Source organism: Psychrobacillus sp. FSL K6-2843 (assembly GCF_038626375.1).
In the GTDB taxonomy this organism is placed as follows: domain Bacteria; phylum Bacillota; class Bacilli; order Bacillales_A; family Planococcaceae; genus Psychrobacillus; species Psychrobacillus faecigallinarum.
Window position 1 is genome coordinate 4,079,480 of record NZ_CP152021.1, and the last position, 22,659, is coordinate 4,102,138.

At 35.5% G+C, this 22,659-nt stretch carries 24 protein-coding genes; 7 read left to right on the forward strand and 17 right to left on the reverse strand.

All coding sequences use genetic code 11. The features are described 5' to 3' along the window. Positions 1-37 precede the first annotated feature (37 nt). The 3 genes from MKY94_RS20930 to ahpC all read right to left on the reverse strand — a co-directional run bounded on the left by MKY94_RS20930 (position 38) and on the right by ahpC (position 4,449). Positions 38-1,588, reverse strand: coding sequence for a malate:quinone oxidoreductase (locus MKY94_RS20930; protein ID WP_191697354.1), 1,551 nt, complete (start codon positions 1,586-1,588; stop codon positions 38-40). 471 nt (positions 1,589-2,059) lie between these two features. Next, on the reverse strand, positions 2,060-3,622 hold the full coding sequence (gene ahpF / locus MKY94_RS20935; RefSeq protein ID WP_191697353.1) for an alkyl hydroperoxide reductase subunit F: 1,563 nt from the start codon (positions 3,620-3,622) through the stop codon (positions 2,060-2,062). Positions 3,623-3,885: 263 nt separating this feature from the next. Beyond that, on the reverse strand, positions 3,886-4,449 hold the full coding sequence (gene ahpC, locus MKY94_RS20940) for an alkyl hydroperoxide reductase subunit C (RefSeq protein ID WP_144540167.1): 564 nt from the start codon (positions 4,447-4,449) through the stop codon (positions 3,886-3,888). Positions 4,450-4,634: 185 nt separating this feature from the next. Between ahpC and MKY94_RS20945 the strand changes: the two genes are divergently transcribed. Together MKY94_RS20945 and MKY94_RS20950 are read left to right on the forward strand one after the other, a co-directional pair. Further along, entirely contained in the window at positions 4,635-5,834 is a 1,200-nt protein-coding gene (locus MKY94_RS20945; protein WP_342577772.1) for a hypothetical protein, read from the forward strand. Positions 5,835-5,970: 136 nt separating this feature from the next. After that, positions 5,971-6,633 (forward strand): hypothetical protein, encoded by a 663-nt coding sequence (locus MKY94_RS20950; RefSeq protein ID WP_342577773.1) that lies wholly within the window; start codon positions 5,971-5,973, stop codon positions 6,631-6,633. 129 nt (positions 6,634-6,762) lie between these two features. Here the strand turns inward: MKY94_RS20950 and MKY94_RS20955 are convergent, their stop codons facing one another. The 4 genes from MKY94_RS20955 to MKY94_RS20970 form a co-directional block, all read right to left on the reverse strand. Beyond that, positions 6,763-8,322 (reverse strand): polysaccharide deacetylase family protein, encoded by a 1,560-nt coding sequence (locus MKY94_RS20955; protein WP_342577774.1) that lies wholly within the window; start codon positions 8,320-8,322, stop codon positions 6,763-6,765. A gap of 145 nt (positions 8,323-8,467) precedes the next feature. Further along, positions 8,468-9,340: an RsiV family protein gene (locus tag MKY94_RS20960; protein ID WP_342578710.1), complete on the reverse strand. Its 873-nt coding sequence runs from the start codon at positions 9,338-9,340 to the stop codon at positions 8,468-8,470. Continuing rightward, on the reverse strand, positions 9,340-9,837 hold the full coding sequence (locus MKY94_RS20965) for an RNA polymerase sigma factor (RefSeq protein WP_151111942.1): 498 nt from the start codon (positions 9,835-9,837) through the stop codon (positions 9,340-9,342). The genes MKY94_RS20960 and MKY94_RS20965 overlap by 1 nt, the downstream gene beginning before the upstream one ends. Before the next feature lie 886 nt (positions 9,838-10,723). After that, positions 10,724-11,530 carry an SDR family NAD(P)-dependent oxidoreductase gene (locus MKY94_RS20970; protein WP_151111940.1) on the reverse strand — a complete coding sequence of 269 codons (807 nt, stop codon included), beginning with the start codon at positions 11,528-11,530 and terminating at the stop codon, positions 10,724-10,726. Positions 11,531-11,797: 267 nt separating this feature from the next. Between MKY94_RS20970 and MKY94_RS20975 the strand changes: the two genes are divergently transcribed. After that, complete coding sequence (locus MKY94_RS20975; protein WP_191697348.1) at positions 11,798-12,337, forward strand: ECF transporter S component; 540 nt, start codon at positions 11,798-11,800, stop codon at positions 12,335-12,337. 170 nt (positions 12,338-12,507) lie between these two features. On the opposite strand, the gene MKY94_RS20980 is transcribed toward MKY94_RS20975, so the two are convergent. Beyond that, positions 12,508-12,687 carry a hypothetical protein gene (locus tag MKY94_RS20980; protein WP_342577775.1) on the reverse strand — a complete coding sequence of 60 codons (180 nt, stop codon included), beginning with the start codon at positions 12,685-12,687 and terminating at the stop codon, positions 12,508-12,510. Between the two features lie 34 nt (positions 12,688-12,721). Here MKY94_RS20980 and MKY94_RS20985 point away from each other — a divergent pair, with 34 nt between their 5' ends. After that, entirely contained in the window at positions 12,722-12,970 is a 249-nt protein-coding gene (locus tag MKY94_RS20985; RefSeq protein WP_151111936.1) for a hypothetical protein, read from the forward strand. A gap of 116 nt (positions 12,971-13,086) precedes the next feature. Here MKY94_RS20985 and MKY94_RS20990 read toward each other — a convergent pair whose 3' ends face one another. After that, positions 13,087-13,674, reverse strand: coding sequence for an NAD(P)H-dependent oxidoreductase (locus MKY94_RS20990; protein ID WP_191697346.1), 588 nt, complete (start codon positions 13,672-13,674; stop codon positions 13,087-13,089). 121 nt (positions 13,675-13,795) lie between these two features. Here MKY94_RS20990 and MKY94_RS20995 point away from each other — a divergent pair, with 121 nt between their 5' ends. Beyond that, the gene (locus tag MKY94_RS20995; RefSeq protein WP_191697345.1) at positions 13,796-14,224 is read left to right on the forward strand and encodes a MarR family transcriptional regulator; all 429 of its coding nucleotides are present in this window, start codon (positions 13,796-13,798) and stop codon (positions 14,222-14,224) included. 131 nt (positions 14,225-14,355) lie between these two features. Here the strand turns inward: MKY94_RS20995 and MKY94_RS21000 are convergent, their stop codons facing one another. The 4 genes from MKY94_RS21000 to MKY94_RS21015 form a co-directional block, all read right to left on the reverse strand. Continuing rightward, positions 14,356-15,126 (reverse strand): isocitrate lyase/phosphoenolpyruvate mutase family protein, encoded by a 771-nt coding sequence (locus tag MKY94_RS21000; RefSeq protein ID WP_342577776.1) that lies wholly within the window; start codon positions 15,124-15,126, stop codon positions 14,356-14,358. 245 nt (positions 15,127-15,371) lie between these two features. Then, positions 15,372-16,028 carry a zf-HC2 domain-containing protein gene (locus MKY94_RS21005; RefSeq protein WP_191697343.1) on the reverse strand — a complete coding sequence of 219 codons (657 nt, stop codon included), beginning with the start codon at positions 16,026-16,028 and terminating at the stop codon, positions 15,372-15,374. Continuing rightward, positions 16,015-16,506 carry an RNA polymerase sigma factor gene (locus MKY94_RS21010; RefSeq protein WP_191697342.1) on the reverse strand — a complete coding sequence of 164 codons (492 nt, stop codon included), beginning with the start codon at positions 16,504-16,506 and terminating at the stop codon, positions 16,015-16,017. The genes MKY94_RS21005 and MKY94_RS21010 overlap by 14 nt, the downstream gene beginning before the upstream one ends. A 286-nt stretch (positions 16,507-16,792) precedes the next feature. Beyond that, complete coding sequence (locus MKY94_RS21015) at positions 16,793-17,233, reverse strand: cell wall hydrolase (protein WP_154312013.1); 441 nt, start codon at positions 17,231-17,233, stop codon at positions 16,793-16,795. A gap of 207 nt (positions 17,234-17,440) precedes the next feature. On the opposite strand from MKY94_RS21015, the gene MKY94_RS21020 reads away from it, so the two are divergent. Beyond that, positions 17,441-18,070, forward strand: a complete 630-nt coding sequence (locus tag MKY94_RS21020) for a TetR/AcrR family transcriptional regulator (RefSeq protein WP_154312012.1) — start codon at positions 17,441-17,443, stop codon at positions 18,068-18,070. A 105-nt stretch (positions 18,071-18,175) separates the two neighbouring features. Continuing rightward, entirely contained in the window at positions 18,176-18,910 is a 735-nt protein-coding gene (locus tag MKY94_RS21025; RefSeq protein ID WP_144540199.1) for a glucose 1-dehydrogenase, read from the forward strand. 154 nt (positions 18,911-19,064) lie between these two features. Here the strand turns inward: MKY94_RS21025 and MKY94_RS21030 are convergent, their stop codons facing one another. From MKY94_RS21030 to MKY94_RS21045, 4 genes are all read right to left on the reverse strand, one after another. Continuing rightward, complete coding sequence (locus tag MKY94_RS21030) at positions 19,065-19,913, reverse strand: MBL fold metallo-hydrolase (RefSeq protein ID WP_144540201.1); 849 nt, start codon at positions 19,911-19,913, stop codon at positions 19,065-19,067. Between the two features lie 299 nt (positions 19,914-20,212). After that, positions 20,213-20,692 carry a 23S rRNA (pseudouridine(1915)-N(3))-methyltransferase RlmH gene (rlmH, locus tag MKY94_RS21035; RefSeq protein WP_144540239.1) on the reverse strand — a complete coding sequence of 160 codons (480 nt, stop codon included), beginning with the start codon at positions 20,690-20,692 and terminating at the stop codon, positions 20,213-20,215. A gap of 69 nt (positions 20,693-20,761) precedes the next feature. Beyond that, positions 20,762-20,947 carry a CxxH/CxxC protein gene (locus MKY94_RS21040; protein WP_340863939.1) on the reverse strand — a complete coding sequence of 62 codons (186 nt, stop codon included), beginning with the start codon at positions 20,945-20,947 and terminating at the stop codon, positions 20,762-20,764. 167 nt (positions 20,948-21,114) lie between these two features. Beyond that, positions 21,115-22,335: a S1C family serine protease gene (locus MKY94_RS21045; protein WP_151111912.1), complete on the reverse strand. Its 1,221-nt coding sequence runs from the start codon at positions 22,333-22,335 to the stop codon at positions 21,115-21,117. Positions 22,336-22,659: the final 324 nt, after the last annotated feature.

A 22,659-nucleotide genomic window follows, 5' to 3' on the forward strand; every position in this document is an offset into this window, starting at 1 on the left:
AGTGGTAGGTTTTTTGCACATTTATATGGATAAAAGCTTAGATGATATCATCGATTGCTTCTTTTACATCTTCCAAAGGTTCGATGTTCTCTATCGTTTTTCCTTCACCTTTAAGTTTAAGCGTTTCGGCTGTTTCCGCATGTACTTCCTTAAGTAGTTCTGGATTATTCATTAAGGACAGACCATAAGAAGGAATCATTTCTTTAATCTTTGGTTCCCAATCATTTATATGCTCTGGGAAGCAACGTTTAAGGACATCCAACATAACTGGAACAGCGGTAGAAGCTCCTGGAGAAGCTCCTAATAATGCGGCAATAGAACCATCCTCAGCTGTGATAACCTCTGTACCAAATTGAAGAGTTCCTTTTCCGCCTGCTTCCGTATCCTTGATAACTTGTACACGTTGACCTGCTACAACTAAATCCCAATCCTCTGCTTTAGCATCTGGGATAAATATACGTAGCTCTTCCAAACGTTGTTCTTTTGATAACATTACTTGTTGGACTAAATATTTTGTTAAAGACATTTCTTTTGCACCCGCAGCTAGCATTGTAAATAGGTTATGTGGTTTAACAGAAGTAACTAAATCCAGCATAGATCCTGTTTTTAGGAACTTTGGTGAGAAACCAGCGAACGGTCCAAATAGTAGTGATTTTTTATTGTCAATAAAGCGAGTATCTAAATGCGGCACAGACATTGGTGGAGCTCCAACTGCAGCCTTACCGTATACCTTTGCATGATGCTTCGCTACTACGTCTGGATTGTTACATACCATGAAGATCCCGCTAACTGGGAAACCGCCAATATGTTTCCCTTCTGGAATACCTGATTTTTGTAGAAGATGCAGACTTCCTCCGCCACCGCCGACAAAAACGAATTTTGCAGTATGAGACTCGATTTTCCCCTCTGCGTTGTTCTTCACTTTCACTTCCCACTTACCGTCTGGCGTACGATTCAAATTTTCTACACTATGCTGGTAATTCACTTTTACATTTTTGCTCTTTAAGTGTTCAAATAGCATACGTGTTAAAGCGCCAAAGTTTACATCTGTCCCAGAGTCAATTTTAGTTGCAGCAATTGCTTCATTGGCCGCACGGTTTTCCATGATTAGTGGAATCCATTCTTTCAATTGTTCCGAGTCGTCAGAGAATTCCATTCCCTCAAACAATGGGTTCTGTGTCATCGCTTCAAAACGTTTCTTTAAAAATTCAACGTTTTCTTTCCCCTGAACCATACTCATATGAGGTAAAGGCATTATAAAATCCTGTGGGTTCTGGATTAACTTACTTTTTACAAGATGTGACCAAAATTGCATAGAAACTTGGAACTGTTCGTTTACATTGATTGCTTTTGTGATATCGATAGAACCGTCTGGCTTTACAGAAGTGTAGTTAAGCTCACATAGAGCTGCATGTCCTGTACCAGCGTTATTCCATTCATTTGAGCTTTCTTCTCCTGCACTATCGAGCTTCTCAAATACTTTTATATCCCACTCCGGTACTAATTCTTTTAAAAGTGTCCCTAAGGTCGCACTCATAATACCGGCACCAATTAAGATAACATCTGTTTTAGTTTCTGTGTTGCTCACTTTTACCATCCCTATACTTTATATTTGCAGAAACAATGTTAACGCTACCAAAACAAATGGTTAAGTTAACAACGTTTCTGACTCTATATAACCATGACTTTGCTTGAAATTTGTTTATAAGTTCAGAATATCTATTCTATTATAATATAATTGTCCCTTTTTTTAAAGTATGTAGAAATTGTGAATTAATTCTGATTGAATCAATTTCATCATTCCTGTTTTTACGAAAAGAAAACGAACAATAAAGAAAGAAACAATGATATATACATGCTTTTCTTAGAGTATAATGTACTTGATTTCCGCTCTAGGCGAAAACTTTCTTCCAGGTAAGCGATAAGCCATCACCTTTGCTTACACGTGGTTGAGGAGGTTGCTTGATATGCATTAAAATACCCTCTCGAATTGGAAAGGGTATTTTAAAAAGTAATTCATATTACTTCCTGACATATATTTTATTCATAAATAATTGTATTAAACTTTAACAAGTTCAGAATTTGAGGGAGCTATGTTACGAATCATATAATCAAATGCTCCTAGCGCTGCTGTTGCACCAGTTCCCATTGAGATGATGATTTGTTTGTACGCTGTGTCTGTACAGTCACCAGCAGCAAATACTCCTGGCATGCTTGTTGCTCCATGCTTGTCTATAATTATTTCTCCATGTGCGTTTAAATCAATTGTACCTTGTAAAAACTCGGTATTTGGTAATAGACCGATTTGAACAAATACGCCTTCTAATTCAATGTGATGTACTTCTCCTGTTACACGATCTAAGTACGTAAGACCGTTTACTTTATCCGTACCTGTAATTTTCTGTGTGGAAGCATTTGTTAGTACAGTTACATTAGATAAGCTATGTAAACGCTCCTGTAGGACTTGATCCGCTTTAAGCTCATCATTATGCTGAAGCACTGTTACATGATTAACTATTCCTGCTAAGTCTATAGCTGCTTCAACACCCGAATTACCGCCACCTACAACGGCAACATTTTTTCCTTTGAAGATTGGACCATCACAGTGTGGGCAGTATGCTACCCCTTTATTTTTGAACGCTTCTTCCCCTGGTACATTTAATTGGCGGTATCTGGCTCCTGTTGAAAGGATAACAGTTTTTCCTTTTAACACTGCACCATTTTCAAGCACTACTTCCACCTGCTCTTTACGTACTATGCTGGATACGCGTTGAGATTTCATCACTTCAATTGGATAATCTGCTACATGCCCTTCTAAGCTTGAAACGAATTGAGGACCTTCTGTTGCTTTTGTACCAATGATATTTTCAATTGATAATGTGTCATTTACTTGGCCACCAAAGCGCTCTGCCACAATTCCCGTTCGAATTCCTTTACGTGCTGCATAAATAGCTGCGCTTGCACCCGCAGGACCACCACCAACAACAAGAACATCAAATGGTTCTACATCATTAAATTCAGATCCATCTGATCTATTTCCTAATTTATTTAATATGTCTTCAATTTCCATACGACCGTTTGCAAAATTTTCACCATTTAAGAAAACTGATGGAACAGCCATAATATCTTTAGCTTTTACTTCGTCTTGAAATGCGCCCCCTTCAACCATTACATGGGAAATATTCGGGTTTATCACAGCCATAATATTAAAAGCTTGAACTACATCCGGACAATTATGGCAAGTTAAGCTCACGAAAGTTTCAAAGTGCATTGGATCTTTAATTGCTTGAATACGCTTGATAACTGCATCATCAACTTTCGGAGCACGGCCACTTACTTGAAGTAAAGCCAAAACTAATGAAGTAAATTCATGTCCTAAAGGTAAGCCAGCAAAAACAACACCTGACTCCTCACCAGCTTTGTTTATACTAAAACTTGGCGTGCGCTCTAATTGCACATGCTCGACTGAAATGCGTGATGACATCTTTTCTAATTCTGTTACTAGCTCTAATGTATCTTGAGATACTTTATCATCACCTACACTAACCTTTAATACAAGATCGCCTTCAAGCAACGCTAAATATTGTTGTAGTTGTGCTTTAATTTGATTGTCTAATACCATCTATTCTTTGCTGCTATACGAGTGATTTTGATAGGTTAAGGGTAACTGCGTTCTATCAGTATTTAGCAGTGCATCTAACTCAAAACATATCTAAATCACTTACTCTCCAGGCATAGCAGACCTGCCACCTCTCTTTTCATCTCATATTTTAGACAGAGAGCATTTGTCTATTTCCTTCTTACTAAAAATAGAGCGACAAAAATCAACCATAAAGATAAGATTGTTTTTGTCGCCTATATGATTATCTTATAAATTACTAAATCTTAGATTTTACCTACTAAGTCTAAGCTTGGAGTTAGAGTTTCAGAGCCTTCTTGCCATTTAGCTGGGCAAACTTCTCCTGGATTATTGCGAACATATTGAGCTGCTTTAATTTTGTTTACTAATGTCGAAGCGTCACGACCGATACCACCAGCATTTACTTCGTAAGCTTGTACGATACCATCTGGATCAATAATGAACGTACCACGTTCTGCTAAACCATCTTCTTCGTTTAATACGTCGAATGCTCTAGAGATTTTATGTGTTGGATCACCAATCATGATATATTCAATTTTACCGATTGCTGCAGAAGAATCATGCCATGCTTTATGTGTAAAATGAGTATCAGTTGATACTGAGTAAACTTCTACCCCTAATTGTTTTAATGTAGCATATTCATTTTGTAAGTCCTCTAATTCAGTTGGGCAAACAAATGTAAAGTCTGCTGGATAGAAGCATACTACACTCCATTGTCCTTTGAAGTTTTCTGAAGTTACGTCGATGAATTCTCCCTTTTGAAATGCTTTTGCAGAGAATTCTTGAATTTCTTTACCTATTAATGCCATAATAATTCCTCCTGTTGTCTCTTATTGGTGCTTTAGCATCATAATTATTTTAGAATAATTACAATTCAATATGTAGAATTATCATATACATTTGTGCTTCAGTCAACCTGTAAGGGTAACTAATGAATTTAAAATGTTTTTAAAAAGCTGAAATGTAAGGAATACACGTGAAAGTAGGTCAAATAATGATACAAGATTTTATAAATAAAACGATTGTTAAAGAAGTACAAGAAGACGACATAATTTATTATTATACAGAGAAAGAGGAGCCTTTAGCAGAAACTATTTTATTGGATGGATTTATCTCCAATGTTACATTTTTTGATCCGAAGTCTCATCCTTTTTCAACCTCTGAAGAAAAACAACATTTCCTGAGCTATGTACAAATAGTATTTGAAAGAGAACATTTAGTTTTAGACGAAATAATAGACTTCGACTCTCATTACATGGTGCTTCTTACTTTGAGAGAGCCGAGATATAATATTCCAGTCCATTCAACTGGAATGAATTTAACGATTGGAAAAAACGGGACATTAGAAGAAGTATCTTTTTCAAATGAACAAGTGCACTTTGCATATCCAGAAAAACTCATTTCAAAGGACCAAGCGAAAGTAATTATTCAGCAACAACAATTAATGACGTTGTCTATACGCCCAGATATTGGCTGGCATTATGTATATGCTCCTGACTTTAATCTAGTTGGAGTAGAAACAGACGGTAAAGTCCGTTATATGACTGAAATGCCCGAAATGGAAGGCGCTTGCTTTGAACCATTGCCACCCGTAGAAGCAGTGGCTGATTTGAAAGTATTTTTAATAGCGGGACGTAATGCAACACTTGATGTCTATGAAACGGAGGATATGAAGAGTTGGGAGATTTTTAGTGATGAAGAGGAGAAAGCTGTGGCTGGTAATCCTTTGGAAAAGGCATGTATCGCTTTAAGAACAATTGTTGGAGATGAATATAACCGATTTTACTTAGAAAAAACACCCAATTTACATAAGGCTCTAGGAATTGAAATAGAAAATGACTTATTTAAATCGTATCGTTTTGTGTATATGAATAATAATATCTCTTTAGACTTTCTAGCAACCGAAGTAATTGTTAATACAGAAACAAGCAATATTCAGTCAATAAATCATTCTCTCATCCCTTATGAAAAATTCAAAAATTTAAGAAAACCATCCATTAGCTATAAAGAGGCTAATGCCATCGCTCAACGATTAGTAGATGTAGATTTAGCACTTGAACGGCAACACATAGATTCAATTGTATATTCCTTCGTTTACTTGATTGATTATCCAAGTTCTCCGACTAAAGGACATATTCATTATATTGATGCATGGACAGGAGAAGTTTATTTCGTTGAAACAGGATTTCAATAATATAAGGGCTTAGAAATATTGCTCATTTCTTCTTTGCAGAATTTATCCCATCTCAATAGCTTTAACCTAGTAATTTGTAGTACCCTTCAGTTATGGATATGTTTTCCTCGTTGGGTATGTTTTTGCAACCACCTGTTTGGAGGATTTAAATGATTTATTCGGGGTATCTATAAGACTTACGAGCTATTCGTTAGGAAGTGATACTTTTATGTTTGGACTATCAGATCTCTTGTCATTGATTATTTCAGCATTTATTATCTTACCTGTCGTAGTATTTCTGCGAGAGTCTGGCTATTTAATCGTCAGCTGGTTATTTGGCGTTGTTAAGCCAAGGCTAACAATTGGTTCTGGGCCCAGGCTTATTAAACTTGGAATGATTGATATACGCAAGTATTATCATCTGTATAGCTGGTTTTCATACGATGACTTAAAGCGTAAAAGTAAGTTTGCTTACATTTGTATTTATTCAGGGCCAATATTGATTAATTTGTTTATAGCCCTCCTCATTAATTTTTTAATTGCCAACGGATGGGCAGAGGAATACAAAACTTTTTGGGATCGCTTTGTTTTCTATGCTTTTTATTATGTGGTATTCGATGTAGTACCCATGACGACTATCAACGGTAAGCCGAATAACGGAATGATTATCTATGAAATGATTCGTTACGGAAAAAGAGTCGATTTTAACGATGAGTCCTTCCTTCCAGCTACTTCAGATGTAGAGGAAGAGTATCATGAACAGATGGAGCAAATGGAGGAAATAAAAAAAGAACGAGATGAGGAAAAGCATAATCGCTAATCTATAATATAATGATAATTCTCACGAGCCAGATGTAATGTCCGAGAGGAATAAGAAAGATAGATACTCCATTAAAAAAAGCCGATTTAAGATTTAATCTTAGATCGGCTAGTTTTTTATAAAACCTCATTAAAGTGAATCTCTATTCGTATAAACCTTTCCAGCATAATGGATACCAGGCGCATTTAAATTCAATAATTCGCTGACGGTTACAAACTCATAACCCTGTTTCGTTAAGTAGTTTATGACACCCTCTAAAGAAGCTGCTGTCGTTTCATAAATATCATGCATTAAAATAATACTTCCATCGCAAGTAGACTTTTTAACCATTTGCAAAATACTAGCTGGATTTTTTGTTTTCCAATCAAGTGTATCTACTGACCATAAAACGAGAGGATTATTAACTGCAGCCTTCACATCCTGATTATATGCTCCATATGGTGGGCGAACCAGACTAGGAGCTTCTCCTGTTATTTTAATAAGTTCATTGGAAGTACTTAAAATCTCTTTTTCTATTTCTTTAATCGATAGCTTTGTCAAAATAGGATGGCTCCATGTATGGATACCAATTTCATGTCCTTCTTCATACTCTCTCTTAATAATATCAGGATACTTTTCTACTCTATTACCTAATACAAAAAAAGTAGCTTTAATCTTGTGTTTGTTTAATATGTCTAAAATAGCAGATGTGCTTGATTTATTTGGACCATCATCAAATGTTAATGCTATGTATTTTTTGTTCGGATCTAAAGGTTTGATAGATTGGGTACTTCTTTCCACCGTAGTCGAACCATTAAAAGCATCAGAATAAATGGAACGTAAAAATGAATCTTGAACAATTCCCGTTAATAGACTATATGGTATGGATACATGAAAAGGTTCTAAAATACTGTCATCCAATACCTCTTCACTAAACTCAATTTGGAATCCTCGATCTGTAAAGTAAAAAACTTTGTAGTTTTCTTCATTAGCAGACATTTCTTTAACTAGGGTTACTTCTTCTTGTGTATAATTTTGATCCTCATTTTTTTGAAGTACTCTTTCCAGGCTTTCTTTTAAGTATTGGATAGAACCTTCATTAACCATTATATTTTGTAGGCTTAGGGCCTCTCCTGTATTTCGGTCTATATTTAATGAGATTGTTTCTTTTTTCCCGTTTTCTCCAACAACATCGGCATGAATAATCACTGATAATAACTCTTTAGAGACATATTTTATAGATAAATCTATGTTTAAAGTAGGTACTTTTTTATTCGTATCTTTCTTAAATATATCCTTAATAAAATTTTTATCTTTGTTTTCTTTAGCGATAGCTGCTTCTATAAACTTATCTCTTTTCTCTTGGACAAACTTTTCTATAAACGTATCCGCATCGTTATCTGTAGACAGATATTTAACCGTATATTCATATACTTCATTTTCAACTGTTTCCGTTTTAATTTGAATACCTTCATATTCAGTTTCTTGTGTACTCACTTGTGCTTTCACTGCTTCATTAGATGAAAAAGAAGTATCCGACATTTCTATAGTAAAAAGTAAAACAAGAAAAAGTAATAATAATAAAAAAACAAATACTGGTTTTTTTCTAATTTTTCTTTTAACTTTGACCTGTTCATTTTTTCTGTGAGAGTACGAAGTTGACGGTCCCCTTCCTTCCTCTTCATATGTTTTCCTTCTTGTCTTACTCATGTTAAACCACCCTATTTATACAATTGAATTATTATTATCGTCTTTATAGTCGTAAAGTGTAGCTATTCGTACAAAAGAGAGGAGATGTTTGCATCTAGCCTACATCTCCTCTTCTAACATTTTATGATCTGTGTTAGTAAGCTATTTACTGGATGTATTCATCATTCATGCGAGTATCTTTTATTAGCTCCGTAGGAATTTCGAATTCAATGACACCCATATAGCCAGGTGCCACCTCATACTTGTCAAAGACTATTACGAGCTTGTTCTTAGCAGTAATATAAAAATTTTGTTCCGGACGGATGGAAGTAAAGGTATCTACTAAATCTTCATCTGCTAAACCTGCACCCTTTACCCAATACACTTTTTCCTGATTCGTTGCTAGCATCTCTTCTTGCATTTTCTCAGTAATATATTCACTAATTATTGAGATATAACTATCATCTTTAAATAAGCTTGGAAGAGTCAGTACAATTTCTTTTTGCTTATCGATTGTATCGTACTGCATCACTGTAGAAGATGATCCTACGGTATTGACTACATAACGTCCAATCGATAATAATTTTTCTGTATCTGTTGCTACAATGTAACCACTGTCTACTCCTAAGTGTCCTCCCTCAACCTGTTGCATCCCTTCCATCTCCTTTTCAAATTGCTCATATAGCGCCTTTCCTTCTTTTGCGTATTTTTCGTTAAGGGCATTAATCGCATCTGAGTTTCCTGAGATTAGCGGAACGTCAATATTAGCTGAATACGTATCCTCTTGCTTTTCATAATGGACAAAGGTCAGTACATGAACAACATCTCCAAGTACCGGCAACTCTCCTAATGCCTTAGCCATGGTAGGACTCATATTAAGGCTTGCTATAAATAGAGCAGCTGCAGCCGTCATACCCAGAAACCATTTCGGCATTTGTCTCTTACGATTCTTCTTCAAACTGGCTTCTACTACAGCATCCAAATTTTCTGGGATAGGTATATTTTTGTATTTTTCTTCTAACTTTTTCAACTTGTCCATCATGTCAACTCCTCTTCCGTCAATTCGATTTTAAGTAGCTTCAATGCTTTGTAGATTCTCGATTTAACAGTATTGATATTTACATCCAATATGTACGCAACATCCTCTATTTTTAAATCCTCAAAGTAGCGAAGAACAATGACCTCTCTTAAAGTAGAAGGTAAACTTTCCAGTGCCTCATTCAAATCCATATTTTCGTATGTATCATTTTGGTGTGGCGTTAGAAACTCTAATTGTTCGTCATTCATAACTTGTATGCGCTTGTTTTTTCGTAGGAAGTCAATAGCTGTTCTTACGACAATTTTATAAAACCAACTTTTCAGTTGCTGTTCGTCTTTTAATGTGTGTAGAGACTGCAATGCTTTTTGAATGCTATCTTGTACTATATCTAGTGCATCTTGTTCATTTTTCATATAGCTATATGCAAGCAAATAAAATCTCTCTTTATTTGCCCGGATGAAAGTCACAAATACTTGTTCAACATGTTGATGCTTCATCTCTAAGAGCTCCTTTTTCAGTATTTGTTAGTGTATACATAAGATAGACGGATACAGAGCCTAAAAAGTTGAACATATAATTATTTTCTTTACTAAATAGTTTTCTCCGAGTAAAGAATTAAATGAATCAATTTCATAATTTCTTTTTATGCGTTCAAAAGAAGAGGAAATAATGAGATATACAAGTTTTCTAAGAATATAATTTAATTGATTTCCACTCTAGGCGGACGCGTTCCGCGGGGGGAGCGATAAGCCACCACCGTGGCTTACGCCTCGCTTGTGTTGGCTTATCTGTCTCACTCATCCCGCCGGAGTCGCCTGTCGCTCCCATTAACGGAAGAGGAAATTTTCAGGGAAAACACTAACAATTAAGATAGGAACAATGATTTATACTTGTTTTTCTAAAAATATAATTCAATTGATTTCCACTCTAGGCGGACGCATTCCACGGGGTGAGCGATAAGCCATCACCGTGGCTTGGGCCTCGCTTGTGTTGGCTTATCTGTCTCACTCATCCCGCCGGAGTCGCCGCCTGTCGCTACAATCAATAAATATGAGAGGTTCGTGTTTAGTTGGTACTGTGTTATTAATGAAATTAAAACCAACCAATATTTAGTGTTTAAAACTTTTTTATCTCAGGTTAAGAAAACGAAATTCATTCTTTATAAAAAATACTCCCAATAAAGATGAACTGGATGTTTTATTTGAATAACAGAAATAGAATCCAAAGATAAACTCGCCAATTGGAAGGTAGAAAATAATCTAATGAAACAAAAAAGCCCATAATGACTTCTATTCAAATGTATGTGTAGTTACTACACATACATTTGAATAGAGAAAATCATTATGAGCTAAACTCATCTTACATAATTTGAACACGGAAAATTTATTTTTGTGCCTTTTTCATTAAGTCCTTAAAATCTGGAACACTTGGATTTGCTATATAATGTCCGCCTTCTACTTGAATTGTCTGCCCCGTTATAAACTTAGACTCATCGGAAGCTAGGAACACTACTGTATGTCCTATATCGTCGGGCTCACCATGATATGGCAAAGCATTATACTTAGCGAAAATATCCAATACCTCAGCGCTCATATTATTCTCAGCTGCAGGTGTTAAAATCAATCCTGGTGCTATTGCATTACAGCGGATTTTATCTTTACCATATTGTGCAGCAATATATTTCGTGAGATTGACAACAGCCGCTTTCGATGCCCCGTATGCAGAACGTACAGCATCTCCTGTAAATCCAGCCATAGATGCTGTATTGATAATCGAACCACCACCAGCTTCCACCATATGCGGGATAGCAAATCTACTACCAAGCAACACACTCTTAATATTGACATTCATCAGTCGGTCCCACTCATCTAAATCCAGATTTACAACATCTAGATCCTTCTGAAGATTAGTTAATCCAACATTGTTAAATAGTATGGATACTGTACCAAAATGTTGAACTGTATATTCGATAGCTTCCTTTATGGAATTTTCATCTCCTGCATCAAGGAATATACCTACAGCCTCCCCACCATGTTTCTTTATATTTTCAGCTGCCTGCTTTGCGCCTTCCACATTGAAATCAGCAATGACTACTTTTGCTCCCTCTTTTGCCAATAATGCTGCTGCAGATAATCCAATACCTGATGCTCCTCCTGTTACTATAGCCACTTTATTCTTTACTCTTTCCATGAACTAACACTCCTTTTTATTGCGGATAACCGTCTATTTTATCAACTATATCATCAACTGCATTCTTTTCCACTTAGAGTGGTTTAAGACATGTATAAACAACTATTTCTATAATTACTTACCAAACTGACCACTACGTTTTTTGCAAAATTGATACTTTTAAAAAGATCAATCATTTGCTAAGTTTAGCTTGAAATAGGAAAACTTTTTTAAAGGCAATCTCTGCAATTATTTATAATACCTCTAAAAAAAGGACGGTTTAGAACTATGCAAAAAACAACAAGCTATTCAAAAACAAATACTTTTGATTTAATCTTATCCGCAATGTTAATCGCACTCGTATTTGTTGCAACTCTTACATTAAATATTAAACTACCTATCGCAGCTAATGGTGGGTTAGTTCATCTTGGAACAGCTATGCTATTTATCGCATCCATCTTATTCGGCCCTAAAAAAGGGGCACTTGCTGGAGCTATAGGTATGGGTTTGTTTGACTTAATATCTGGTTGGACTTTGTGGGCACCCTTCACAGTGGTAGCACGTGGTTTGCAAGGATATATCGTTGGGAAAATAGCATGGTCGCTCGGTCGTAAAGGTAATAGTATTACTTTCAATTTACTAGCCATTTTTACTTCAATACCAGTTATGTTAGGGGTTTATTATATTTGCGAAAGGGTCTTATTTGGTAGCTGGGTTATACCACTGGCTTCAATTCCAGGGAACATAGTTCAAAATGTAGTTGGGATTCTTGTAGCCATTCCAGTTTGTATTTTATTGAAAAAAGTCTCTGTTTTGAATAAGCTATAGCTGACGCGTTCCGCGGGATGAGCGATAAGCCATCATCTTAGCTTTGGACACTGTCTCGTTGGTTGTAGCATTAGACGTGGACTCCTTCTGGAGATTTACACTTAATTTGAAAAATAAAAAAGCACAAGTGATAGGCTTATTAGCCATCACTCGTGCCTAACTATTAAGGATTACTTCCAAAAGCCAGCTTGCTCTAGCTTCTTCTTCCCTCTAAAAGCAGCTATTACGCATATAATATTAACTATTAACATAATGATGATTGAATATAAAACTACATCGTAGCTTCCAGTAAAATCGAATATATAACCATATGCCGGTAATGCAACTACCGAAGAGATAGCTAATCCCAAAGAAGCATTTGAATAAATTTGGCTATATTCTTTGTTGCCAAATAAACTCGATGTTAGGGCTGGTGCCAACGTTCCTATAGAGGAAGAGATGAAACCAAAAAGCCCAACAGCAATCGTTATTATAATTGAACTTGAGACGGAGAACAATAGCAGACAAGTAGCAAAAGAAATTGATGATATGGACCAATTTATCTTAGAAATAGTGCTAGAATCACAACAGAAAATAAAAGAAATCTTGAGTAAACACTCTATTAATGACCTTGCATTAGGAAAACATAAATAGTATTAAAAAGATACTTTAAGCAGGAATGTAAATAACATTCCTGCTTTCTTATAAATTAGGTGCATTTGAATTTGTGGAAATTGAAGATTTCGATTGTAATTATATAAGATATCTTTTTAATATCCTACTCTCTTAAAATATTGGTAAACTTTCTCCAACTTTTTTTCTTGATTCCCTGTCGGACTTTCCATATTACCAAATTCAAAAAACTTTACTTTTTTTATTCCTACAAAACTAAATAAAGCTTTTTTCATCAATATTTTATGCGAGTTGTTCAACCAGATTAATGGATAATGTGTAGGGCCCTTCATGGTAGATACACATACAACCGATTTTCCTTTTAATAATCCTTCTGGGAAAAGACCTTTCTTATCCCTATAAGCAAAATTGGAAGCAAATAATTGGTCTATGTATCCTATAAGCATTGCTGGGGGTCTTCCCCACCAAATTGGATAAACAAAAATTATCTTATCAGCCCATGTAATTTGTTCTCTATACTTTTGAATAGAACTATCTACGTGCATATCTCGTCTTCGTTTATACTCATTGAACACAAGAACTGGATTAAAATTCTCTTTATACAAATCTAGTACTTGTAGCTCCTTTATATTTAGATTTTCTTGACAGCCTTTAATGACCTTTTGTAAAAACGCATAATTTAAGCTTGTATGATTAGGATAAGTATAAATTACTAACGCTTTCATCTTGCACCCCTTTTACTTATCATTTGATAAGTAAATAATAACACTCGTTAATTTTAGTTGTCAAATGATAATTGTAATATGATAACTTTTTTGTTATGTTGTTTTCTAAGAGGTGAGCGATATGGACAAAACAACCCTTTTTAATAAGCTAGTATTATTTACAACTTCAGTTCATCGAGTGACACATGAATTAACACAAAACGCTAAGTCAGATCTTATTACACCTGTACAATACAACATTTTGGAATATATCACGGTTAGTCAACCAGTGACGCCAAGTGAAATTAGTGATTGTCTTCATGTCTCTATGCCGAATACAAGTCGTGAGCTAAAAAAATTGAGTGAAAAAAATCTAATTGAAAAGATAAATGACAACGAGGATCGACGTAAACAATATGTACGTCTTTCAAGCGTGGGAGAAGACATAATGAGAGAAGCCTTTGAAAACATAGAATCCCGGTTTCTAGCTCGAATACAAAATTCTACTAAAGAGGATTTAAAGAAAATTGAACACGCCCTTGATGTTCTTCAGGAAAAACTATTTTATTAGTTGAGTTATGTACACAATAAAGGTTCCATCGATTAAAATCGATGGAACCTTTACTTGTGATAGTTTTAATTTTTAATATTTGATGATTTTATTGCTCATTTAGTTTGCTACCCTTATAACAATTGTATTTATTAGTTCTCATACAAATGGCTAGTATCCCGAAATGTCAGTAATTTCTCTACGTTCTTTTCTAAATGAGCATTCACTTTATCCGACAAGGCATTTCCAAAACTAAATCTTCTCACGCCTAATTCTCTAAGCTGATTACAATTGGTTAGCCCTGGTAAAGATAATACATTTAGTGGTGCATCTATGTTTATGATGATTTCTTTAATATCATCATCTTCTTTCATACCTGGAACAAAAATTCCACTAGCACCACTCTCCACATAAGCCTTTGCCCGTTCTATTGTTTCTATTAAAGGGGTTTCCTTTTGGAAATACGTGTCAGTTCTTGCGTTAATATAAAAATCTTTAAATCCATTATGGTCTAATGTTATCCTTATTTTCTCTAAAAGGTTACAGTGCCCTGAAATCTCTCTTAATCCATTTGACCTTTTTAATGAATCTTCAATATTGATTCCCGCTACTCCAACATCTGCCGTCCTTAAGACATTATCGACAATCACGTTAATGTCTTCACTATACCCTACCTCAATATCTGCAGAGACAGGAATTTTCACATTTTCTACTATGTTTTTGATTATTTCTAAATGTCTATCAAAATTAATCAATTCTCCATCTGAAAATCCTAATGAGTTTGCAATACCCCAACTTGTTGTACCTATAGCTTTGAATCCTGTTTTTTCAAGTGTTAAGGCTGAAAATATATCCCATGCATTGCCTAGAAATAATAATTCGTTTGAAAAATGCAGCTCTTTGAATTCTTGAATCATGTTCATTTTAAATCCCCCTAATGTTTGTCGGACTAATCTTAACAAGTAACTGACGTTGATTTCGTCCTCTATCTTGCTCTTATGGTCTCTTATCTACAAAAAAGGAGAAGCTATAGTTGCTTCTCCTTAGTAAAGTCCATGTTCTCTATAAACTTTAATTTAAATACTTTCATCTATTACCTTGTTTGTACCTTATTATTATTTATATTAAAACAACCGGCAATATTAAAACCTTTGTTAGCTAACTCCCTCTATCTCTCCCAAATTAACGTCATCTCTTGCAAAAGTTCTTTCCATGATTGCTCTTTTGTAATGATTACTTTTTCCAAATCGAAGTCCCCGTAATATACAGCATCTACAGTTTTACTATCCGGTAACGTAGATTGCTCAGGACCTATTCTTTTATCCTCTCGGAAAAAATTGCTCGTAGGTGAATTTGCCATTGTTTCAACATAACTGATTAGGCTGATATATTTTGTTTCTCCATCTATTTCAACTTTCATCGGGTGCGTCATATAAGTCCCCGCGTGACTTTCCCCAAAATAATTAGAAACAAGTGTCCCATCTTCTTTCTCTTCAATCACAAATAAGTCCTTTGAATAAGGAATAAGTTTTTGATAGTGAAACACGTATGAGAATACAGTAAAACACAATAATGTAGTCATTAAAACCGATCCACCAATAAGTATCATTTTTTTTCGATTCCATTTTTTATTAAGCTTTTCGAACAATGTCACTTTATTTTCGATCGGTACATACAATGTTTCCGTCATTTGCTCGTACTCCTTTTGGCAAGCTTGACAGGTTTGTAAGTGTTGTTCTACCAGCTCTTTTGTATCTTCACTTACGACGTCATCTACATAAAGCGGTAACAAATCTTGAATAATTGTACATTTAACTTCCTTCATCTCGTTTCGCCTCCATATACGCTAATATTTTCTTTTTCGCACGGTAAAACGTTACTCTGGCCCAGCCATCACTTTTTCCAAACAACTGACCTATTTTCTCAAATGACAGCTCACCAAACGTACGAAGGGAGAAGACTTCTTTATAAGGCTCTTCCATTGTGTGCAAAAAATGATGAATTTCAAAAGCTTGTTCTTCATTCACTAAATACTCTACGACTCGAACATCATCTGGCACTGATACTTCCACCTGATTGACTTCGCGTTGCTTTTTATTGTAATGGGTAAAATATGTATTTTTAGCGATTGTAAAAAGCCAGGCTCGTATATCTTTTTTGCCATCAAATTGGTGCATAGACCTCAGTGCCTTAAAAAATGTTTCCTGTGTAATTTCTTCTGCTATATTTTCATCTATCGCCAGTGATCTCGTATACAAATAAACGTCATGAAAATATGCTTGATAAATTTCCTCAAAGTCCATTGTCTCCCCTCCTTTAACTAAATAACTAGCGAAATATTAAAACGTTACAAGATTTTGCAAAAAAAAATAGACATATTCATTTTATCTGAATATGCCTAACTAATGATTAATAATATATGAGGTTGTTGAAGTACTTATCATTTTAACTTCATTTATTGTGATGTATCTAAATGATGTTTTTATATGGAACTGGAAATATTATTCTCGAATCTATTTCTAGGATGCTAAGCTAGCATTAAACAAGATTTACTAAAACTTCAGATTTAATTAAGCTCCCTTATTTAACCTATCCTATATAAACACTTTCACATGTTCCAGCTGCCGGTTCATAATAACAATGATTTTTATACTGACCAGAAAAAGGCTGTCCGTACCATGTCGGAGGACACGGAGCGTAGGGATTAAAATACCAAAGTGCATACTTCGCTGGGTGTTCTCTCCAATAGTCCAAAGTTTGCTTTGCTAACCTTTTTTCAGAAGTTCTCGCTCTTTCATAGAATAAATTACCTTTTTGAACAGCTTCAAAAGAATAATTTCCTCCTTGTACCTGAAAAATGACTTGCTCAATAGTTCTTACATCTTGAAAGTCTAAGCAATCTGCTTTAGTTCGATTTACAATTACATTTCCAACATATAACATCCCTTGTTTTCCTTCACCCTCGGCTTCTGCTCTCATCATCCTTGCCATTAGATCAATGTCTTTATCTCGGTATTTAACTCTTGCCATTTTTTCACCCCTAAATATTGTATGAAAAAATGCCTGAATTGATGTCATTTTATACCCTTTATCCAACAACCCCATTATTTTAATGAATAACTTAATAAAAATAAATAACAAGTATCGTGACGCCCCATATGAATTGAATACAAGTTGATACCTCTAAACATGTTACAATTAATGCATGTAGATGTAGAACAGTTGGAGTGACGAAAATTGAGTAAACGAGAACAACAAAAACAACAACGCCGCCAAAACATTATCCAGATTGCAAAGGATTTATTTTTGGAGCAAGGCGTACAAACAGTACAAATGCAAGATGTCGCGACAGCATCTGGCATTGGGATTGCGACTTTATTCCGCTATTTTCCTAAAAAAGAGTATTTAATGATTGCGGCAACGAATGCGATCACAGATGAAATGGCCACGGATATTGGGCAGATTATCGAGCAGAGTATAACGGCATATGAAAAAATCGAACAAATTTTAGAGTATTATATGGGCATAATGAAGGACCCACAACTACGTTTAGCGAAGTATTTCGACTCCTTTGATTTGTATGAAAAAACAGCTGAAGAATCCCCAGAGCAATATGCTGAATATTTATCAGCACGAAGCAACTTAGCCCGTGTTTTATTAAAAATAAGTGAGCAGGGTAAGCAGGACGGCTCGTTAAGACCAGGTATTGATTTGGATGTTTTTGTCATGACAATGGTGCAAAATTTTAGCATATTTACTTACAAATCAAGCCTAACAAAGCATGATACGAATCTTTCAACGCTACTTTCTGCGGACAAGCAGCTTTTGATGATGAAGGATGTATTTTTACGCTATATTCAACCATAATAAGTAACGGTCATATGAATTGACATTCGATCAAGAAAGTTGTTTACTAATAAAGATGATAGTCAACTATCACTTTATATGAATCTACTTTAGGGGGCCATTTACATGAGTCGTTTATCAGGTAAAATCGCAATTATTACAGGTGCAGCACAAGGTATGGGTGCAGCACATGCAAAATTATTTATCGAACACGGTGCAAAAGTTGTTTTAACAGATTTGAATGAGGAAAAAGGAAATGCATTCGCAGCTGAATTAGGGGAAAATGCCCTTTTTGTTAAACAAAACGTAACATCTGAAGAAGATTGGGCAACAGTTATTGCTAAAGCAGAAGAAGCATTCGGTCCAGTAAACGTATTAGTAAATAACGCCGGTATTACAATGGCGAAAAACATGCTTGATATTACAGTAGAAGAATACCGTCGTATCGTAGACATTAACCAAGTGTCAGTATTCTTAGGCATGAAAACAGTAGCAGCTTCAATGATGAAAGCAGGAGGCGGTTCAATCGTCAACATTTCTTCAATGAATGGCTTAGTTGCTGGTGCTGTAGGTTATACTGATACAAAATTCGCAGTTCGTGGTATGACGAAAGCAGCGGCAATCAACTTAGCGCCAATGGGCATTCGCGTAAACTCTGTACACCCTGGCGTAATCGCTACTCCAATGGTTGTACAAGAAGATACAAAAGCAGCTGTTGAAGAATTCGCTAAACATATTCCATTAAAACGCGTAGCACAGCCAGAAGAAGTATCTAATATGGTACTATTCTTAGCTTCTGAAGAGTCTAGCTACTCAACAGGTTCAGAATTCGTTATCGATGGCGGATTAACTGCACAATAAGAGTACTACATGAAACCATCTATATAAGATTTGTAAAAATGTCGATTTTCTATAACTTAGAAAATCGACATTTTTTTTATCTAATTAATATCCACACTTATTTATGGTAGGGTTCTCCGTAATATTTTAAATTCATCGATAACGCAGCGATAATTTAATAACCATTTGCAAAATTGGAGATTGTCTCCATTTCATCTTCGGTAAGTTCCCTTTTTACGTAGTTTTCGTATTCCTTCATTATTTTCAGCTTATCACCATTACAAATATCTGTATATTTCGCAATGGTCCGAAGCTTAGCAACTTCCATTTCAAATGTCTCTTTTGAAATTGGTTGTTGATGCGAAGGTATATATGTTTCTGCATCAAATGATTCTAATTCATCTAATAATCTTAAGGTTTCATTTATTGTATAGTGTACTTTTTTGGCATACATTCTTGGATAAATGCAGTCCCCAAGGAAGAGAATCTTCTCTTCTTTAATATACACAATGACAGAATCTGCAGCATGGTCCCCTCCAACATGTTGTACAATACAAGTCACTCCACCAAGATTTATTTCTGCTCTTCTTTCAATCGTAATATCTGGCAAAGTAATCATAATATCACGATGATTCGTGTATTCTTCTTTAATTGCTTTGGCACAAAATTCAATTTCTACGCCTTCTTTTACTCGTGCATCAATGGCTTCATCTGACCATGAAAATGGAATAAGCTTCTCCATTTCTCTTTCAGTCTCTTTAGAGGCAATTGAAACTGTATCAGTTAATGCGGAAAGACCAAGAATATGATCCCAATGCCAATGTGTTAGTACAACTATATCTGGATTGGGGATTTCCCTTTTTTTAAGTTCTTTCAGAAAATAATTTACATGCTCTTCCGAGTTACCTGCATCAATCATTAATATCTTTTTAGTGCCAATCACCATTCCTAGAATCGGACGGTCGGACAACGATGTAGGAGTGATATACCAAAAACTATTACCTATTTTATGTATAGAGTGAATAAAGGTCGCCCCCTTTCTTTTTTATATTTTAAGTCAAATGACCGTTGTTTGCTCATATGGAATCTTACAAAAAACACTCCTACTTGTGATACGTTCCACCATGAGACGTACCTAAATAAGGTTTTCTTAGACTTTTTTGAGATAAAAACAGAATTACCTGTCCACCTCAATTATTTTCAATAGGATATCTGTTTCTTAATTAAGAAACTAGCGAAAGTGAAATAAGCGGAACTTGTCCATCTATTCATTATTCACCTAGATTGGTCACTTAACCTGATCTCCCTACCAATAAAACCGAGCTATTTGTGGTACGGTTCACCCTTCATTATCCTAAAAGCTCGATAAATCTGCTCCACCAATACAAGCTTCATGAGCTGGTGTGGGAGGGTCATTTTGGAGAAGGAGAGCTTTTCGTCACTGCGCTTCATTACTTCCTCATGCAAACCTAGTGATCCACCTATTACAAAGGCGATTTTGCTTTTTCCATAGGTCATCAATGACTCGATATCTGTAGCTAGCTGCTCGGAGGATTTCATTTTTCCTTCGATTGCTAGGGCTATCACGTATGTGTCTGCTCCGATTTTTGCTAGGATACGGTCTCCTTCTTTTTTCTTAACGATTTCCATATCTGCATCGCTTAGGTTTTCAGGGGCTTTCTCATCTGCTACTTCTATTAACTCCATTTTAGCGTAGCTTCCAAGTCTTTTTGTATACTCTTCTATCCCCATTTTCAAATATTTTTCTTTTAACTTTCCTACAGATATAATTTGTATATTCACAGGTTATCCACCTTTACATTTCATTTACAAACAAGTTATTAACAAGACTTATCCACATATCCACAATAGTTATCTACATCTTGTGTCATCATTTTCATGAGCCACAAGATATATTGCAGAAATGTTACAATAGGTACAACTTGTGGATAACATTTCTTCCTCGTTTAATTTCTCCATCATTGGAAATGTTTTTTTCTCTGCTACAAACATGTCTAAAGCGTGATTTATATGGGTTTCGCAACTGAATATTCTCACTATTTATCTCCTCTTCTCATTTAAATTATTCAACATAGTTATACACAATTCATCCATTGTTATCCACAATCTATTTTAACAAAGAAAAAACGAGTAGGAAAGACAAGCTTTTCTTTCACTACTCGTTGTGTAAAACTTTTGTTAATAAATTTTAGTTATCCACATCTTTATAAGTCAGTGGAATCTTTTAATGTTAAAGTTAATTCTACTATTTCACCTTGTCTATAAACCTTAACCTTTAAATTATCTCCAATTTCTGTTTCGTTGTATAGATGCTTTCTCAAGTCAATCGAGTTCTCGACTTTCTCCCCATCCATCTCTACGATAACATCATATGTTTTCATCCCCGCATTAGCAGCTGGAGTTCCTTCATACACTTCGTCTACTACAACTCCGGTAGTTACTTCTGCTGGCAATTTTAAAGTATCGCGTTGATGGAATGCGGGAACATTTGTTAAATCCATTAATGTAATACCCATAGACGGTCTTATAACTTTTCCATTTCTCTCTAAGTCCTCAATGATTGGTAAAGCTGAATTCACCGGAATTGCTAAGCCGATTCCTTCTATGGTCGATTCGGAGATTTTCATAGAGTTAATTCCTATCAGCTGGCCAGCTAAGTTGATTAATGCTCCTCCACTGTTTCCGGGATTTATCGCAGCATCTGTTTGTAGAACTTCTGCTTGCCAGTCTTCAACACCATCTTCATTAATATCTACCGGTATTGCACGGTCAGTACCAGAAACTACTCCAGTTGTAACTGATCCATAGAAGTCTAAACCAAGGGGATTACCTATAGCAATAACAGTCTCTCCTTGTTTCAACGTATCTGAATCTCCGAATTCAAGTACTGTTTCAATACCTTTATCGTCTATTTCTAGAACTGCAAGATCTGTCCACATATCGCTACCTACTAGCTTAGCTTCAGCCTTAACTCCATCCTTTAAAGTTACCTCCAAAGCTTCGGCTCCCGCTATTACATGGTGATTAGTTACAATATATGCTTTTCCGCCTTCTTTTTTATAGATAACTCCTGATCCAGTACCTGCCTCCTGTTCGGAGGAATTTTGACTCCAAAAATTTCTTGCCGATTGGATATTGGAGATACCGACAACTGCATCCGAGGCTTTTTCGACGGCTCCTGTTACATCTGTCGTTATATCAACACTTAGTTGTTCTGTTTTAGCTGCCTTATTTGTTGCCGTTTCACTTTCTGTTTGTGCTGGTAAATTGTTTACGACGGAAGGGGTTATAAACCAAACAAGAAGTGCTCCGACTAATACACCTGCCAAACCACTGAAGAAATATCCTGCAACCCCTTTTTTCTTTGCTTTATTTCTTACTTTTGGTGGTTCTTGTTCAGGACCATATGAATTATAGTAACCCATTTGCACTCTCCCTTTCATTAAACAATATGTTTGTGTTTTTAATTTACCCATTAAACATTAAAATTAAATGAAAATTAACTAAAAGTTATATAAAAAACACAAATAGCAATAGCAAATAGAGAATGGTTTGTTAATAAACCTTAAAGAGGGTGGCGGACGTTGCGGAAACTGCGGGAATCCTTGCGGAGATGAGCATAAACCTTGCAGAGACGACTCCAAGCATTGCGCAAAAGAAATACAATGTTGCAGAGATGACGCAGAACCTTGCAGAGAGCCCAGAAGTTTGCGAGACGAACCCAAACCTTGACGTCTGATTTTACCAAA

Excerpts from the sequence above, each read along its gene's own strand:
- MKY94_RS20955 (WP_342577774.1), bottom strand. The coding sequence starts at position 8,322 with ATGAGTAAGACAAGAAGGAAAACATATGAAGAGGAAGGAAGGGGACCG.
- MKY94_RS20995 (WP_191697345.1), top strand. The coding sequence starts at position 13,796 with ATGGACAAAACAACCCTTTTTAATAAGCTAGTATTATTTACAACTTCA.
- MKY94_RS21000 (WP_342577776.1), bottom strand. The coding sequence starts at position 15,126 with ATGAACATGATTCAAGAATTCAAAGAGCTGCATTTTTCAAACGAATTA.
- MKY94_RS21015 (WP_154312013.1), bottom strand. The coding sequence starts at position 17,233 with ATGGCAAGAGTTAAATACCGAGATAAAGACATTGATCTAATGGCAAGG.
- MKY94_RS20960 (WP_342578710.1), bottom strand. The coding sequence starts at position 9,340 with ATGGACAAGTTGAAAAAGTTAGAAGAAAAATACAAAAATATACCTATC.
- MKY94_RS21045 (WP_151111912.1), bottom strand. The coding sequence starts at position 22,335 with ATGGGTTACTATAATTCATATGGTCCTGAACAAGAACCACCAAAAGTA.
- MKY94_RS20965 (WP_151111942.1), bottom strand. The coding sequence starts at position 9,837 with ATGAAGCATCAACATGTTGAACAAGTATTTGTGACTTTCATCCGGGCA.
- MKY94_RS20990 (WP_191697346.1), bottom strand. The coding sequence starts at position 13,674 with ATGAAAGCGTTAGTAATTTATACTTATCCTAATCATACAAGCTTAAAT.
- MKY94_RS21005 (WP_191697343.1), bottom strand. The coding sequence starts at position 16,028 with ATGAAGGAAGTTAAATGTACAATTATTCAAGATTTGTTACCGCTTTAT.
- MKY94_RS21010 (WP_191697342.1), bottom strand. The coding sequence starts at position 16,506 with ATGGACTTTGAGGAAATTTATCAAGCATATTTTCATGACGTTTATTTG.
- MKY94_RS20975 (WP_191697348.1), top strand. The coding sequence starts at position 11,798 with ATGCAAAAAACAACAAGCTATTCAAAAACAAATACTTTTGATTTAATC.
- ahpC (WP_144540167.1), bottom strand. The coding sequence starts at position 4,449 with ATGGCATTAATAGGTAAAGAAATTCAAGAATTCTCTGCAAAAGCATTT.
- ahpF (WP_191697353.1), bottom strand. The coding sequence starts at position 3,622 with ATGGTATTAGACAATCAAATTAAAGCACAACTACAACAATATTTAGCG.
- MKY94_RS21025 (WP_144540199.1), top strand. The coding sequence starts at position 18,176 with ATGAGTCGTTTATCAGGTAAAATCGCAATTATTACAGGTGCAGCACAA.
- MKY94_RS20970 (WP_151111940.1), bottom strand. The coding sequence starts at position 11,530 with ATGGAAAGAGTAAAGAATAAAGTGGCTATAGTAACAGGAGGAGCATCA.
- MKY94_RS20945 (WP_342577772.1), top strand. The coding sequence starts at position 4,635 with ATGATACAAGATTTTATAAATAAAACGATTGTTAAAGAAGTACAAGAA.